Source organism: Kaistia defluvii (assembly GCF_040548815.1).
Lineage (GTDB): Bacteria > Pseudomonadota > Alphaproteobacteria > Rhizobiales > Kaistiaceae > Kaistia > Kaistia defluvii_A.
Map to the genome: position 1 here is coordinate 75,259 of NZ_JBEPSM010000001.1, position 14,301 is coordinate 89,559.

A 14,301-nucleotide genomic window follows, 5' to 3' on the forward strand; every position below is an offset into this window, starting at 1 on the left:
CTTCAAGGAGCATAAAATGGAAGCGGAAGCTGCAAAGTTCATCGGTGCTGGTCTTGCCTGCTTCGGCATGGCCGGAACGGCTCTCGCCCTCGGCAACATCTTCTCGAGCTACCTGACGGGCGCGCTGCGCAATCCGTCGGCTGCTGACGGCCAGTTCGGTCGCCTCATCCTCGGCTTCGCCGTGACGGAAGCGCTCGGCATTTTCTCGCTGCTCGTCGCTCTGCTCCTGCTCTTCGTGGTCTGATCCCGTCAGGCCGTCTTCGGGCGGCCGGGTGAAGCCTCATGCGGCGGCCTCGTGCCGTCGCATGTGTTTTAGTTTACGATCTGGGGTCTTCGATGACTTGGTTCATCTCGCCTGCCCACGCACAGGATGCCGCGCCCGCGCCGGCGCCTGCCGTCGTTCCGCCGGCGCCGACTGAGACACATACCGAGGTCGGGCACGAGGCAGGGGTGAAGGCACCGTTCCCACCCTTCGACACGCAGAAGTACCCGTCGCAGATCCTTTGGTATGTGATCTTCTTCGGCCTGCTCTATCTGCTGATGAAGCGCTTCCTGGTGCCGCGGCTCAGCACCATCGTCGAGGGCCGCGCAGCGCGGATCTCCGGCGATCTGGAAGAAGCCCAGCGCCTTCGCGTCGAGTCCGACAAGGCACTCGGCACCTATGAGAAGGCTCTGGCCGACGCACGTACCGCCGCCCACGCCATCGCGCAGGCCGGCACGGACGAGGCGAAGGCCGCCGCCGTCAAGCAGCGTGCCGATATCGAGTCCTCGCTCAGCGCGAAGCTCGAGGAAGCCGAAGCCCGGATCGGCGAGATCAAGGCAAAGGCGCTCGGCGATGTCGGCGCGATCGCCGAAGAAACCGCCGCAGCCGTTGTCGCGGCGCTTTCCGGACAGCAGCCGAGCTCGGACGAGGTGGCAGCCGCCGTCTCTTCCGTTTCGTCGAAGTAAGGGGCAGGACCATGCATATCGATGCTTCCTTTTTCGCCCTTGTCGGCCTGATCCTTTTCTTCGTGCTGCTGGCTTTCGTCGGTGTGCACACGACCATTGGCAAGGCGCTCGACAAGCGTTCCGAGAGCATTGCCAAGGACCTGGACGACGCCAAGCGTCTCCGCGAGGAAGCGGCGGCTCTGCTCGCCGACTACCAGAAGCGGGCTCGCGAGGCCGAGGCCGAGGCTCAGACCATCGTCGAGAAGGCACGTCGCGAAGCCGCGGCACTGGCCGATGAGGCGAAGGTCCAGATGGAAGATTACGTCACGCGCCGCACCAAGATGGCCGAGGACAAGATCACCCAGGCCGAGCATCAGGCTCTGCAGGAAGTGAAGGCGCTTTCTGCCGATGTCGCGATTGCGGCTGCCGAGAAGATCCTGTCGGCCAAGCTCAAGGGCGCGGCCGGCGCCGAGATGGTTGCCTCGTCGATCGCCGACGTGAAGAACCGCCTGAACTAAACGAGGAATTCCTCGTCGAGACAGTCAACGCCGTCGGCCATGCCGGCGGCGTTTTCGTTTGCGAGCACGGCGCGCACCGGCGCGAAGCTGGTGCGGTGCAGCGGGCAGGCGCCGAGGCTTGCCAGCGCGGCGAGATGAACCGCCGTGCCATATCCGACATGGCGCTCGAAACCGTAATCGGGGTAATGCGCGGCGGCGCGGACCATCATCCGGTCGCGCGAGACCTTGGCGACGATCGAGGCGGCCGCGATCGACACGGAGCGTCCATCGCCCTTGACGAACGCCTCGCCCCGGCAGGCGAGGCCAGGCGGCACGTCGATACCGTCCACGATGACGTGGTCGGCGAGATGAGACAGGCCGTTGACGGCTCGGGCCATCGCCCAGAGCGTTGCCTGGCGGATGTTGGTCGTATCGATCCGGAGCACGGACGCCGCGACCACGGAGACATGCGCCGTGGCCATGATCTGCTCGAACAGCGCTTCGCGCGCCGCGGGCGTCAGCTTCTTCGAATCGTTCAGCCCGTCGGGAATGCGCTTGGGATCGAGGATGACCGCCGCCGCGACCACAGGGCCGGCGAGCGGACCGCGGCCGACTTCGTCGACCCCGGCAATGGCCTTGTGGCCGGCCCGGCGCAGGCGTCGTTCGATCGCGTCGGTTGGGACGGGCGGAATTTCGAACAGAAGCTGTGATTCGGATGCGCGTGCCATTCCGGCAAAATCCCCGAGGCGGCGGACGAATGCAAGCGCGGCCGGCGTCGCGCCTGACGACGCAGGCGAGCCGTGGCCGAATGGAAAAAGGCGCCGGGTTGCCCCGACGCCTTCGAATCCAGGACTGCGCCGCTGTGGGCCGAATTCAGCCAACCAACTGGCGGAACTCGTTCTTGATGAAATTGCCGACCCGCTTGCCGCGATTGCGCGCCTTCTCGAAGGCGGTCTGGTCGACGAAATAGGTGTGCAGGATGCTGTCGCGCGAAGTCGGCAGCACGCCCGTGGGGTCGACCGAATGCCAGGTGTTGTCGCCGACCGCGAAGGCATAGCCGTGGTTCGGGATGAACTCCATCTGCTTCACCCGGGTGAAGCCACCCTCGGGCTCGCGCGAGGAAAACACGGTGCCGACGCCGTTCAGCGATTCGTCGCGCGGCAGGTACATCTGGACGGTGATGCCCTTCCAGCGCGTATCGGTGTGTTCCTTGATCCGGTAGCCGGAGGTGTCGCGCGTGAGCATCGGGATCGGGAAGAAATCCGTCGCCTTGTAGGCGCTGCCGAAGCGACGCTTGAGGCCGGGCTCCAGCCGCTCGACGAAGGCATCGCGGACGGGAACCGAGCACAGCGCGGCCCCGACCAGGTTCCAGAGGACCTTCCGGCGGCCTTCGAGATGGCGCAGATATTCCGGGAACAGGTCGACCTTGACCCGCGTGGCGCTGCCGTCGTCGCGGATGTTGACGTTGCCCCGGCCGGCCAGCGCGCGGAAATGGCCGGCCGACGGCATCAGTTCCTGCATCTCGGCATAGACATCGGCCGGAAAGATCCCGTCCAGCACCAGATGATAGAACGGATCGTCGAACGCTTCGGCAGAGCGGACCGCCTGGGCGATGTGGCTGACCAGATAGTCGAGATCGGTTGTCGTGGACTTGAGCACGGTCGCCCCCACAAGATGGATACAATTGTGAGTATGTTAGTCAGCAAAGCAGCGCGCCGCAATGCCATCCGGCCGCCGCGCGCTGCGCTTCGCCTGCCAACACGGGCCTTCGCTATTTCACCTTGAGCCGGATCATCACGGCGCGGCCGCCCGCTTCCAGGTCGACGCGTCGCACCTCGACGCCGGCAACCGTCTCCATCAAGTCGACGAGCTTGCGGAAGCCGTAATTGCGCGGGTCGAAATCGGGCATGCGCTTGAACAGGATCTGGCCGACCGGGCCGAGATGCGCCCAGCCATCGTCGCCGGACACGTCCTCGATCGCCGCGAAGATCTCGTCGCGCGGCAGGCGAGGGGCGCTCTTGGCCGGCTGCTTGGCTGCCTTGGCCGCCGGTCCGTCATTCTTCTCCTGCCGCTCTTCGGCCAGCAGCAGGTCGCAGTAGAAAAAGCGGTCGCAGGCGGCGACATAGGGCTTGGTCGATTTCTGCTCTCCAAAGCCATAGACGACCAGGCCGTCCTCGCGGATCCGGCTCGCCAAAGTCGTGAAATCGCTGTCGCTGGACGCGATGCAGAAGCCGTCTAGCCCCTTCTCGTGCAGCATGTCCATCGCCTCGATAGCGAGCTTCATGTCGGTCGCGTTCTTGCCGACAGCGGCCGGCGGCACATGGACCGGCGTAAGCGCATGCGAATGCAGCAGCGGCTGCCACTGGTTCATCGCGCTGGAGGCGAAGTGGCCATAGACGCGGCGGATGACGACGCGGCCGATGGTCGAGGCTTCGCGAATGATGATCGGAAGGAAGTCGGCCCGGACATTGTCGGCATCGATCAGCAGAGCGAGCTTCTGCGTCGCCCCGGGAAGTTGTTCTGCCAATTCTCACTCCGATCGTCGCATGAGGGCGGCCGATGGACGAAGACGCCGAGCGCCTGCCACCCGCGCGCCAGATCGCCCTTGTTACCATAGATGGCGTCGGAGAGCGCCGTGACTAGAACAGGCTGAGCTGCGCCGGGGCCTCGCGAGGTGGGGAAAACAGGTCCGTGCGAAGCTTCAGGTGGCGGCGGTTCAGCCCGAGGCGCTGCGCCGCGATCTCGAAGCGGCGGCCGATCTGCCAGGCATAGGGGCCTTCGCCCTTCTGCCGCTTGCCGAACTCCGAATCGTAATCCTTGCCGCCGCGCATCGAGCGCAGGACCGAGAGGACATGGCGGAAGCGGTCGGGATAGTGGCGCAGCAGCCATTCCTTGAAGATCTCGCTCACCTCGAGCGGCAGGCGCAGGATCACATAACCGGCTTCCGTCGCCCCGGCGGCGACGGCGGCGTCGAGAATGCGCTCGATCTCCGAATCATTGAGGGCGGGAATGACCGGGGCGACCAGGACGCCGACGGGGACGCCGGCATCCGCCAGGCCGCGCAGCGCGTCGAGCCGGCGGCCGGGCGTGGCGGCGCGCGGCTCCATCGTGCGCGCCAGCTGGCGGTCGAGCGTCGTGATCGACAGCGCCACCTTGGCCAAGCCGCGCTCCGCCATCCGCCCGAGAATGTCGACGTCGCGCAGCACCAGCGCCGACTTCGTCACGATGCCGACGGGATGGTTGAAGTGGTCCAGAACCTCGAGGATGTCACGCATCATCCGGTGCTGCCGCTCGATCGGCTGATACGGGTCAGTATTGGTCCCGATGGCGATCGTGCGCGGCTTGTAGCCGGGGTCGGAAAGCTCCTTTTCCAGCAGCTTGGCGGCGTCCGGCTTGTAGAAAAGCTTCGATTCGAAATCGAGCCCCGGCGACAGGCCCATATAGGCGTGCGTCGGCCGGGCGAAGCAGTAGGAGCAGCCATGCTCGCAGCCGCGATAGGGGTTGATCGACCGGTCGAAGGCGAGATCCGGCGAATCGTTTCGCGTGATGATCGTCTTCGCCTTCTCCGGCATCACTTCCGTCTTGAACGGCGGCAGTTCATCCAGGGTCTGCCAGCCATCGTCGAAGGGGATGGACTGGAATTTTTCAAAGCGCCCAGAGCTGTTGCTCTGGGCGCCCCGTCCGCGTCGACGGTCAGGATCGATCGACGCGGCATGGGTCTGGTCCGTCGACAGGAGCAGCGGGTCGAGATGCGGGGGGAGGGAGCGGGCGAGCGACATGCAACGATTCATACGCTCACAGCGGGAACAAAACAAGAACGTTATGTCTTGCGACGCAACGTCTCGGTGGATTCGTCTCGCAGTCGCAAAAAACTCGGTTTAAGATCGAAATGATGATCAGCGTGATCCTTTCCACTCACAATGATGAAATGGCGTTGGCGCATGCGCTGGCGGCACTGGTCCCGGCTGCGGCCGATGGCATGGTGCGCGAAGTGATCGTGGTCGATGCGCGCTCGACGGACGACACGCTGGCGGTCGCGGATGCGGCCGGCTGCAAGATCCTCCCCGGTACCGGCGATCGCGGCGCGGACCTGGCGGCGGGCGCCGCCAAGGCGCGTTCCGACTGGCTGCTGTTCCTGTCGCCCGACGTGATGCTGGAGCCCGGCTGGCAGCGCGAGGCGCGCGACTTCATCGATCGTCTGGCGATGTCGGGGGCAGGGGCCAATCGCGCCGCCTCGTTCCGTCATGCCAATGCCGGCTTCGGCTGGCGGGCGCGGCTGTCGGAAATCCGTGCCTCGGTTCGCTCGCGCCTGTTCGCGTCGCCCTCGCGCATGGAAGGGCTTCTGGTCTCGGCCAGCCTCTACCGCACGGTCGGCGGCCATCGGGCCAGGCCCGGCAATGTCGACGGCGATTTAGCCCGTCGCATCGGGCGGGCCCGGCTGTCCTTCCTGCGGTCGCGTGCCGTGTCGCGCGCAGCGGTCGCATGATCAGCCCTTCAGCTTGCCGCGCTTCAGGTGTTCGTCCAGGCGGGGCATGATCTCGACGAAATTGCAGGGCCGGCTGCGATAGTCGAACTGCACGCGGATAATCCCGTCCCAGGCATCCTTGCAGGCGCCGGGCGATCCCGGAATGGCGAAGATGAAGGTCGAGTTGGCGACGCCGGCCGTGGCGCGCGACTGGATTGTGGACGTGCCGATCTTGTCGTAGCTGATCCGGTGAAAGACGGCGGAGAAGCCGTCCATCCGCTTTTCGAACAAGGGCTCGACGGCGTCCGGCGTGATGTCGCGGCCGGTGAAGCCGGTTCCGCCCGTTGTAATGATCACGTCGATCTCGGGGTCCTCGATCCAGCAGGTGACGATGGTCCGGATCTCGTCGATGTCATCGGGAACGATCGCGCGCACGGACAGGATATGGCCGGCCTCCAGGATGCGGTCGGCCAGGATCTTGCCGGACTTGTCGTCCTCCAGCGAGCGCGTGTCCGAGACGGTCAGCACGGCGAAGCGGACGGCAATGAAGGGGAGGCTCTCGTCGGGCGTGGCCATGGCTGGATCCTCGGTCGCATGTCTCGGGACCAGACATAGACCGCGCCGGGCGGAGAGGATAGTGGCGGCTAGGACGCAGCCGTCCGGGTCGAGACGACCCACCATGCGGGATGATCGGCGCGTATCCGCGCGGCGGCCCGGTCCACGCTGGCGGCATCGGGGAAAAGTCCAAAGACTGTGGCGCCGGACCCTGACATTCGCGCCAGCAAACATCCCGGCTCGGCCTCGACCCTGGCGATCACATCGGCGATTGGCGGCAGGGCCGCGATGGCCGGGGCCTCGAGGTCATTGCGCGTCGCGCGAAGCCATTCCGCCACTGCGGCACTATCGGCGAAGGCGGAGGGAATAGGCGGAAGCGCCGGATTGTTGGCCCGTTCGAGCCGCTTGAAGACGGCCGGCGTCGAGACGGCGATGCCGGGGTTCACCAGCAGCATCGGCAGGGCGGGCAGGCCGGGCACCGGCTCGAGGATCTCGCCAATGCCGCTGGCGCGCGCCGGCGTCGAGAGCAGGCACATCGGCACGTCGGCGCCAAGCGATGCCGCGAGGGCCGCAAGCTCGCTGGCGCGCGCGTCGGGGAGGGGAGATATCGCGCCCAGCAGGCGGAGCGTTGCCGCCGCGTCGGCCGATCCGCCGCCGATCCCGGATGCGACGGGCAGCCGCTTGGTAAGGCGCAGGGCCAGGCCGTCGATACGGCCGCCGGCCGCGGCATGGACGCGCGCAGCCCGCAGGACGAGATTGTCCGGCTCGATTGCGAGACCAGACGCGAATGGACCCTGGATGGCGAGGGAAGGTTCGGTGGCGGCCGGGTCGGCGATCGCCTCGATGGTGTCGCCGATCGCCGCGAACGCAACGAGGCTGTCCAGGCGATGATAGCCATCGGCGCGCCGGCCGGTGACGTGCAAGGCGAGATTGACCTTCGCCGGAGCGAAGGCCGATCCGAGCGCGGAGCCGGGCTCGGCGCCGCTCCGGTCGTCTGCGGTCACTGCGCCGTGTCGAACTGCGGAATGTCGATGACCAGGCCCGGAACGATGACGTTCGGGTTGGGCAGCTTGTCACGGTTGGCGTCGATCAGCCGGCTGTAGAGCTCGCCGTCGCCATAGACCTTGAGCGCAATCTTCCACAGGCTGTCGCCGGCGCTGATCGTGATCCGGCTCGGACCCTCGGCATGCGGCGAAGCTGTCTTGTCGGTAGCGGAATCTGCCTTGGCGGGCTCCGGCTTGGCCGACTCGGTCTTTGCCGCGTCGCCCTTGGCTGCGTCGCCGCCAGGGGCAGCCGCGGCCTTCTCTTCGGCTTCGACCTTGTCGAGCCCCTTGGCCAGCTTGGCGAGGATACGCGCCTTGTCGGCCGGCTCGGGGTTCAGGTCGCGCGCATGCGCCCACTGGAACGTCGCTTCGAGCTTGCGCCCGACCTTCCAGTAAGCGTCGCCGAGATGGTCGTTGATGGTGGCGTCGTCGGCCTTGATCGTGATGGCGCGCTCGAGCTGGGCAACCGCCTCCTCGAACTTGTTCTGCTTGTAGTAGGCCCAGCCCAGGCTATCGACGATGTAGCCGTCATTCGGGCGCAGCTCGACCGCCTTCTTGATCATGTCGGTGGCGCGGTCGAGATTGAGGCCGCGATCGATCCAGCTATAGCCGAGATAGTTCAGTACCTGCGGCTCTTCCGGGGTGATTTCCAGCGCCTTGAGGAAATCGGCCTCGGCCTTCTGCCATTGCTGCGCGCGCTCATAGGCGATGCCGCGGAAATAGTAGATCAGCCAGTTGCGGGGATTGTCCTCGGTGATCGCATCGATCGCCCGGGTATAGAGCTTGGCCGCCTCGTCATAGCGCTTGGCCGTGCGGTTGATCGTCGCCAGGGTGGTCAGGGCGTCGATGTCGCGCGGGTTGGCGGCGATCAGGCTCTTGAGGCGCTTGATGGCCAGGTCCGGCTTGCCGGCCGCGTCGAGGCTGAGTGCGACCTGGAGGTCGGCATTGCGCCGCAGCGGCGAGGTCTTGGGGACCTTGTCGAAGATCGGGATCGAGCGCTCGAAGCGCTGCGCGTTCTGCGTCAGGTCGCCGAGCGCCATGATCACGAGTTCGTTGGTCGGCTGCAGGTAGTTCGCCAGACGCAGATAGATCGTCGCCAAGTCGGCGCCGCCATTCTCGCTGCCGATCGCCGAGCCGAGACCGTAGAGGACTTCGCCGGCGCCTTCCTGGGCGTTGCGCACCATCGGGGCGGGCTTCCGGCCGGAAGCGACGTCCTTCTGCAGCGCGGCGACCAGCGGGTGGCCAACGCTGTTCTGGGTAAAGCGGTCGAGCGCCTGCTTCGCCTCGTCGATCTTGCCGGCCCTCGCCATCATCCGGGCATAGGCTTCGGTGACGCGCAGCGAGCCGCCTTCGGCCTCATAGGCGGCGGTGATCGCCTTGAGCGCCGCGTCGGTGCGGCCGGCATTCTCGTTGATCAGCGCGATGTTGAAATTCTTGAACACCGAATACCATTCGGGGCCTTGCAGCGTCTCGACGATCTTGAGCGCCGCGTCGGTCTCGCCCTGGCCCTGCGCCGCCCAGGCCGAAAGCAGGCCGGACGAGATGTTGGCGAGGGGGCCGCGCTCGCTCTTGCCGAGATGCTTGCCGGCTTCGGCGAATTTCTTCGACTTGAGCGCCTTCACGCCGAGGACCATCTGGCCCATGCGCATTTCGGGGTTCAGCTCGACCAGCCGTTCGGCCAGCGGGATGGCCCGGTCAATATGGCCATTGGCGATCAGCAGCGTGAAGGTCCGCTCCATCAGGATCGGATTGTCCGGATCCTGGCTCAGCGCCTCCTCGAACAGCGCGGTCGCCGAATCGTAGTCCTGGGCGGAGATTGCGCTCAAAGCGGCCAGGTAGCTGCCCGTCAGCGTGGGCATCGCGTCGTCGAGCAAGTCGGACACGGACGTCTCGGCCCGGGCCGCCGCGCCGGCCAGAAGGCTGGTGCTGGCGAGCAGGGCAAGGCAGATGGCCGCGGAGCGAAGCGGGCGGACAAGGGAAGGCAGCGTGCGGCGCATCGAAATCCTGTCTGATACCCAGTGTTGGTATAGAACCTCGATCCCGAGGCTGGCCAAAGAGGATGGCGCTTTTGCGACCACCCCGCAACCCGTGGCGAATGAACTCATGGCAGCCGGGGCGCTACGCGTTCCCTCGCCACGTTCGTCAGTGCGCCCGCTCGATGCAAAAGTCGATGACTTCCAGCAGCGAGGACTTCCAGCCGCTGTCCGGGAAGGTGGCTAGCGCGTCGCGCGCGACCGAGCCAAAATGGCGGGCGCGCTCGATCGTCTCGTCGATGGTCTTGTGCGAGCGAAGCAGCGCGATTGCTTTTTCCAGATCGCCGTCCTGGATGTCGCCCTTTTCGAGCGTACGCTGCCAGAAGGCACGCTCGGCTTCCGAGCCGCGCCGATAGGCCAGCACGACCGGAAGCGTGATCTTGCCCTCGCGGAAATCGTCGCCGACCTTCTTGCCGAGCTCGGCCGAGTTGCCGCCATAGTCGAGCGCATCGTCGATCAGCTGGAAGGCGAGGCCGAGATTGGTGCCGTAGGAGCGGAAGGCGGCGCGGGCATCGCGGCCCTTGTCGGCGATGATCGGACCCACTTCGGCAGCGGCCGAGAACAGCGCCGCCGTCTTGGCCTTGATCACGGCCAGATATTCGTCTTCGGTCGTCGCCATGTTCTTGGCGGCCGAGAGCTGCATCACTTCGCCCTCGGCAATCACCGTGGCGGCAGCCGAGAGGACGTCGAGCGCGTCGAGCGAGCCTACCTCGACCATCATGCGGAAGGCCTGGCCGAGCAGGAAGTCGCCGACCAGCACGCTGGCCTGGTTGCCCCAGACCATCCGCGCCGTCTGCTTGCCGCGCCGCAATTCGCTCTCGTCGACGACGTCGTCGTGCAGCAGCGTCGCCGTATGCATGAACTCGACGCTGGCCGCGAGCTTCACATGCGCATCGCCGTGATAGCCGGACATGCGCGCCGCCGCGAGCGTCAGCATCGGGCGCAGGCGCTTGCCGCCGGAGGAAATAAGATGCTGGGCGACCTCGGGGATCATCTCCACATCAGATCCGGCCTTGGACAGGATGATCTGGTTCACCAGATCCATGTCGGCCGATACTAGCGCGACGAGAGGCTCGATCCGGGCTGCGCCCTTCTTCTTGCTCTCGTCGAGCGGAACTACCAATCCCACGGGCAACGCTCCCGGTTCGCCTCTGTTTCGCGGGGGACAATAGGGGGCGAGCGGGATCGGAACAAGTGACACGATGGCTCACGCAGGCAACCAAGTCGCCGATTGCGGCTTTTCTTGCTGCGATGCAGGACGAACGTTGCGACGATGCCAGCCGCATTGCTGCCAGGCCCGGCCGGCCTTAGGCTTGGCGAGACGGTATATCGCCGTCGACAACCCTTGAGGGGACATGGAAGAACTCATCCGTACCAACGACATCGTCATGATTTCCTTCGTCGAAGCCCTGCTGCGGGATGCCGGCATCGAGCATATGGTCGTCGACCAGAACATGAGCGTCATGGAAGGTTCGCTCGGCGTGCTGCCGCGCCGCGTCCTCGTCCTCGCCGAGGAGATGGCGGATGCACGCCAGTTGCTGACCGACGCCGGTGTCGGTGGCGAACTGCCGGAGGAACGCTAGGCGATGCTCGACGTGCCGCTTGAGACGACGGTCGACGCCTTCTTGGGCGGCATGGTGGAGGCGATCCAGCCGGCGCGCGGTCATCACCGCTCCGGGCTCGACGCGGTCATCCTTGCGGCCGCGATGGGTGCCGTCGCGCGCGGCCGCATCATCGACATGGGCGCGGGGGCCGGCGTCGCCGGCCTGTCGCTCGCGGCGCGGGCCCCGGGCGCCAGCTTGGTGCTGGCCGAACGCGAAGCGGAACTGTTGGCTTGCGCGGAGCGGGCCCTCAAGCGGCCGGCCAATGCCGGCTTCGCCGATCGGGTCGAGGTCGTCGGCGTGGATCTCCTGGCCGGCGATGCCCGCAAGGCGGCGGCGCTGCTGCCGGAGAGCTTCGACCATGCGCTGATGAATCCGCCATTCCATGACAAGGGGCGCGTTCGAGCCTCGCCGGATGATTTCCGCGCCCGCGCGCATGTGCTGGAGGCGGGCGGGCTGGACGATTGGTTCCGCGCCGCCGCCGCGCTCGTCCGCCAGCAGGGGACGCTGGCCGCCATCCTGCCCGCCGACCGCCTGCCGGCGGTTCTGGCCGCCTGCGAGGGCCGGTTCGGTGGCCTGGCGGTCCTGCCGCTGCATCCGCGAGCCGGCGAACCGGCAAGCCGGGTTCTGGTCCGCGGCACCAAGGGCAGCCGGGCCGCCATGCGGCTTCTGCCGGGTCTCTTCCTGCACGGCAGCACCGGCTCCGCCTATCTGGCCGGCCCTGCCGCGATCCTGCGCGAGGGTGCGTCGATCGCCGATATCCATTCCGTCTGGTCCGACCCGCAATGGGGCGAGACCGCAACCCGTTCTTCGTGAAGGTCAGATCGCCGTGCTCCAGGATCTCAAAGCCTCGCTCTCCAGGGTTCTTCCCGCCCGCTTCCGCAAGGAAGAGGTGGTCGTCCCGGTGGTTCGCCTCTCGGGCGTCATCGGCGCCGTTTCCCAATTTCGCTCGGGCCTCACGCTCTCCAGCGTGGCGCCGCAGCTGGAGCGCGCCTTTGCGATGAAAAACGCGCCCGCGGTGGGGATCCTGATCAATTCGCCCGGCGGTTCGCCGGTGCAGTCGCATCTGATCTTCAAGCGCATCCGCGCGCTGGCGGAGGAGAACAAGAAGGAAGTCATCGTCGGGGTCGAGGATGTGGCCGCTTCCGGCGGCTACCTGATCGCGCTGGCCGGCGACGTCATCATCGTGGACCAGAGCTCGGTGGTGGGGTCGATCGGCGTGGTCTCGGCCGGGTTCGGTTTCGAGAAGCTGATCGAGAAGATCGGCATCGAGCGCCGCGTATACACGGCGGGAGAGAGCAAGGCGATGCTCGATCCGTTTAAGCCGGAGAAAGAGGCCGACATCCAGCATCTGAAGTCGTTGCAGCGCGACGTGCACGACATGTTCATCGACCTTGTCCGCGCCCGCCGGGGCGAGCGGCTCGCCGATGATCCGACGCTGTTTTCCGGCGCGTTCTGGTCGGGCACGCGAGGGCTGGAACTCGGCCTGATCGACCGGATCGGCGACCTGCGCTCCTATCTGCGCGGTCGTTTCGGCGACAAGATGCGCATGGTCCTGGTCGCGCCGAAGCGCGGCGTGTTGGCGCGGTTTGGCGGTGGTGGAGCCGGTGGCCTTGCCTCTGCCGCTATTGCGTCCAATATTGTGGACAGTGCGGTCTCGACGCTGGAGGAACGCGCCCATTGGAGCCGGTTCGGGCTCTAGGCGCAGGCCGGGTTTTCCCGGCATCGTTCAGCGGATGGATCGAGCGAGCCAAGGGCTCGACAGGGAAGGGATTGGGATGATGCTGCAGGTTTTGATGTTGGCGCTTCTGGGCACGCTGGGCGTCATTACGGCCCGCACCCTGATGAAGTCGCGCGAACGCGTCGCGGTCCGGATGCGCGAAGCAGAGCGCGCCATGGCCAAGCGGCCGATGGCGACTCTGGTTCAGGATCCTGTGACCGGCATCTATCGTCCCAACGACCGCTACTAGATCTCTCCGTAGCGAAGTCTTCGGTCAAAACCGACGTCTCAGAACAGCCGGCGAACCGCGCGCGTGTTGTTGGCGCATTTGCGCTCCGCGGCGTGGCGGGCGTTACGCGTAATTCCTTCGCAGCTGGAAGGCGACCGGTAGTTCGGATCGCTGTCGTTCGGGCAGACGCAGGCCATGGCCTGGACCAGGCAGCCCGACGGCATGTTGGCATAACCGTATTCGCCGCAGCTGGCCGAACGCATGCCGCCATCACCGCCATCCGGTCCACCAGGAACGGTCGAGGACGGGGGCGTGCGGGAAGGCGCGGCGGTCTGGGCGATGGCCGGCGACAGGTCGGCCATGAACAGGCCGGCGATGGCAAAGGCGGCGATGGAAAGGGCGAGGCGTTTCGTCATGATGGGGCTCCCTTGAGCTGCCACCGATGACGACGCGAATACCGGAGCGACACCCTGTCGTCCGCGCGCCCATGCGGTCTCTTCGAGGAGAGGCTGCACCGGGCATGTCTGCCCGGCCGATGGCAGGCGCACCATCGTCTTTTCCCCTCAGCGGCAATATGACCGGGGTCACAAGCTCGCGACCCCGGCGCGATCAGCGGAAATCACCGATCCGGCGAAGACTGTTACTGGCCGCCGGACGATGGTCCGCAATACCAGGGCGCGTTCGCATAGCCGTAGATCGAGCAGTTGTAGTCCGGCATGCTGCTGCTGCTCCCCCGCCGCTACCGAGGCCCAGCAGGCGCGCCAGCGGAGCCACCGGGACCGGCGTTGGCGTGGGTGTCGGCGTCGGTGTCGGCTCGGGTTCGGGCAGGGGATGATGCGGCCAATGACCAGTGCCTGGCCACTTGACGCCATGGTGCCGGTTGCCGCCCCAGGAGCCATTATTGGCCCAGTTCTTGGGGCTTTGGCCGGTTCCACCCTGCCATCCCGAACCGGAATGGCTGCTGGACGAAGGGCTGTGCATGGATGTCGCGCTGCCCCAGGACGGGGAGCGGGACATGGACCCCCCTCCCGTCATGCTGGAGAAGGAAGATCCGCTCATACTCGTGAAGGACGACCCGCCGGTACCTGAATAGCTTTTTGGGCCGCCATATCCGTTCTGATCGGCAAATGCGGGCGCTGCGGCCAAGGAAAGGGCGGCAGCGAAAGCAAGTGAAGCATGTCTGGTTTGAGTCGCCATGATGATTGCTCCTTGAGCCCATGCCATCGGCAGC

18 protein-coding genes are annotated in these 14,301 nt (G+C 66.2%); 9 read left to right on the forward strand and 9 right to left on the reverse strand.

Translation table 11 applies throughout. From position 1 onward, the window contains the following. Positions 1 to 16 precede the first annotated feature (16 nt). The 3 genes from ABIE08_RS00380 (at position 17) to ABIE08_RS00390 (ending at position 1,445) form a co-directional block, all read left to right on the forward strand. Positions 17 to 244 (forward strand): F0F1 ATP synthase subunit C, encoded by a 228-nt coding sequence (locus tag ABIE08_RS00380; protein ID WP_266332970.1) that lies wholly within the window; start codon positions 17 to 19, stop codon positions 242 to 244. Between the two features lie 92 nt (positions 245 to 336). Next, the gene (locus tag ABIE08_RS00385) at positions 337 to 948 is read left to right on the forward strand and encodes a F0F1 ATP synthase subunit B (RefSeq protein WP_354547918.1); all 612 of its coding nucleotides are present in this window, start codon (positions 337 to 339) and stop codon (positions 946 to 948) included. An 11-nt stretch (positions 949 to 959) separates the two neighbouring features. Continuing rightward, a complete protein-coding gene (locus tag ABIE08_RS00390) occupies positions 960 to 1,445 on the forward strand; it encodes a F0F1 ATP synthase subunit B family protein (RefSeq protein ID WP_354547920.1) in 486 nt (161 codons plus the stop codon). Here the strand turns inward: ABIE08_RS00390 and ABIE08_RS00395 are convergent. The 4 genes from ABIE08_RS00395 to ABIE08_RS00410 form a co-directional block, all read right to left on the reverse strand. Further along, entirely contained in the window at positions 1,442 to 2,152 is a 711-nt protein-coding gene (locus tag ABIE08_RS00395) for a ribonuclease HII (protein WP_354547922.1), read from the reverse strand. The genes ABIE08_RS00390 and ABIE08_RS00395 overlap by 4 nt on opposite strands. 145 nt (positions 2,153 to 2,297) lie before the next feature. Further along, the gene (locus tag ABIE08_RS00400) at positions 2,298 to 3,083 is read right to left on the reverse strand and encodes a hypothetical protein (protein WP_354547924.1); all 786 of its coding nucleotides are present in this window, start codon (positions 3,081 to 3,083) and stop codon (positions 2,298 to 2,300) included. Positions 3,084 to 3,195: 112 nt separating this feature from the next. After that, positions 3,196 to 3,951 (reverse strand): NYN domain-containing protein, encoded by a 756-nt coding sequence (locus ABIE08_RS00405; RefSeq protein ID WP_354547926.1) that lies wholly within the window; start codon positions 3,949 to 3,951, stop codon positions 3,196 to 3,198. 112 nt (positions 3,952 to 4,063) lie between these two features. Further along, on the reverse strand, positions 4,064 to 5,203 hold the full coding sequence (locus tag ABIE08_RS00410; protein WP_354547928.1) for a PA0069 family radical SAM protein: 1,140 nt from the start codon (positions 5,201 to 5,203) through the stop codon (positions 4,064 to 4,066). A gap of 113 nt (positions 5,204 to 5,316) precedes the next feature. Between ABIE08_RS00410 and ABIE08_RS00415 the strand changes: the two genes are divergently transcribed. After that, on the forward strand, positions 5,317 to 5,910 hold the full coding sequence (locus ABIE08_RS00415; protein WP_354547929.1) for a glycosyltransferase: 594 nt from the start codon (positions 5,317 to 5,319) through the stop codon (positions 5,908 to 5,910). Here ABIE08_RS00415 and moaB read toward each other — a convergent pair whose 3' ends face one another. The 4 genes from moaB to ABIE08_RS00435 form a co-directional block, all read right to left on the reverse strand. Further along, the gene (gene moaB, locus ABIE08_RS00420; protein ID WP_354547931.1) at positions 5,911 to 6,465 is read right to left on the reverse strand and encodes a molybdenum cofactor biosynthesis protein B; all 555 of its coding nucleotides are present in this window, start codon (positions 6,463 to 6,465) and stop codon (positions 5,911 to 5,913) included. Between the two features lie 68 nt (positions 6,466 to 6,533). Continuing rightward, complete coding sequence (locus ABIE08_RS00425; RefSeq protein WP_354547933.1) at positions 6,534 to 7,448, reverse strand: 4-(cytidine 5'-diphospho)-2-C-methyl-D-erythritol kinase; 915 nt, start codon at positions 7,446 to 7,448, stop codon at positions 6,534 to 6,536. Beyond that, on the reverse strand, positions 7,445 to 9,484 hold the full coding sequence (locus ABIE08_RS00430; protein ID WP_354547934.1) for a tetratricopeptide repeat protein: 2,040 nt from the start codon (positions 9,482 to 9,484) through the stop codon (positions 7,445 to 7,447). Before ABIE08_RS00430 ends, ABIE08_RS00425 begins: the two co-directional genes overlap by 4 nt. Positions 9,485 to 9,629: 145 nt before the next feature. Continuing rightward, positions 9,630 to 10,649, reverse strand: coding sequence for a polyprenyl synthetase family protein (locus tag ABIE08_RS00435; protein WP_354547936.1), 1,020 nt, complete (start codon positions 10,647 to 10,649; stop codon positions 9,630 to 9,632). Positions 10,650 to 10,875: 226 nt separating this feature from the next. Between ABIE08_RS00435 and ABIE08_RS00440 the strand changes: the two genes are divergently transcribed. The 4 genes from ABIE08_RS00440 to ABIE08_RS00455 all read left to right on the forward strand — a co-directional run bounded on the left by ABIE08_RS00440 (position 10,876) and on the right by ABIE08_RS00455 (position 13,091). After that, positions 10,876 to 11,103 (forward strand): putative signal transducing protein, encoded by a 228-nt coding sequence (locus tag ABIE08_RS00440; protein ID WP_266332986.1) that lies wholly within the window; start codon positions 10,876 to 10,878, stop codon positions 11,101 to 11,103. A gap of 3 nt (positions 11,104 to 11,106) precedes the next feature. Beyond that, positions 11,107 to 11,937 (forward strand): tRNA1(Val) (adenine(37)-N6)-methyltransferase, encoded by an 831-nt coding sequence (locus tag ABIE08_RS00445; RefSeq protein WP_354547938.1) that lies wholly within the window; start codon positions 11,107 to 11,109, stop codon positions 11,935 to 11,937. 13 nt (positions 11,938 to 11,950) lie between these two features. Further along, entirely contained in the window at positions 11,951 to 12,823 is an 873-nt protein-coding gene (locus ABIE08_RS00450) for a S49 family peptidase (RefSeq protein WP_354547940.1), read from the forward strand. A gap of 94 nt (positions 12,824 to 12,917) precedes the next feature. Beyond that, the gene (locus ABIE08_RS00455) at positions 12,918 to 13,091 is read left to right on the forward strand and encodes a hypothetical protein (protein WP_354547942.1); all 174 of its coding nucleotides are present in this window, start codon (positions 12,918 to 12,920) and stop codon (positions 13,089 to 13,091) included. Positions 13,092 to 13,129: 38 nt separating this feature from the next. Here ABIE08_RS00455 and ABIE08_RS00460 read toward each other — a convergent pair whose 3' ends face one another. Next, a complete protein-coding gene (locus ABIE08_RS00460; RefSeq protein ID WP_354547943.1) occupies positions 13,130 to 13,486 on the reverse strand; it encodes a hypothetical protein in 357 nt (118 codons plus the stop codon). Between the two features lie 485 nt (positions 13,487 to 13,971). Between ABIE08_RS00460 and ABIE08_RS00465 the strand changes: the two genes are divergently transcribed. After that, positions 13,972 to 14,163, forward strand: coding sequence for a hypothetical protein (locus ABIE08_RS00465; protein ID WP_354547944.1), 192 nt, complete (start codon positions 13,972 to 13,974; stop codon positions 14,161 to 14,163). Positions 14,164 to 14,301: the final 138 nt, after the last annotated feature.